1 rRNA gene is annotated in these 519 nt (G+C 46.1%); it reads right to left on the minus strand.

From position 1 onward, the window contains the following. Positions 1-308 (minus strand): 23S ribosomal RNA (locus WMO66_RS02785); the annotation flags it as partial. Positions 309-519: the final 211 nt, after the last annotated feature.

Here is a 519-nt window from a genome sequence, read left to right on the forward strand (position 1 = left end):
GCCGTCCACAACCCCGCACATATTGCTACGTACGGTTTGGCCTCTTCCGATTTCGCTCGCCACTACTTTCGGAATCTCGGTTGATTACTTTTCCTCGCCCTACTTAGATGTTTCAGTTCAGGCGGTTCCCCACGCATGGCTATTTGATTCACCATGCGTTACCTGAGGTTTGCTCAGGTGGGTTTCCCCATTCGGACATCTCCGGATCAATGCTTATTTGCAGCTCCCCGAAGCTTTTCGCAGCTTATCACGTCCTTCATCGGCTCCTGATGCCAAGGCATTCCCCTTGCGCTCTTGTTCGCTTGACCAACCGCATTCCCTCTCGGGAACGCTTACAAGCTAGTGTAGAATTTCCAGTTTCTGGTTTCTCACTATTTCTTATCAGAATTATGCAGGCTCATAAAGAAGTTTTTCTTTAGCTGAAATTGTAAACAATTACCCTAAATTTTTGTTTCCTTACTGTTGCCTTCTCATAACTTGCTTCTTCATTCACTCTTTGTTCAGTTTTCAAGGTGCATC

The organism is Faecousia intestinalis, from assembly GCF_040096185.1.
Classification (GTDB): domain Bacteria; phylum Bacillota; class Clostridia; order Oscillospirales; family Oscillospiraceae; genus JAZOXB01.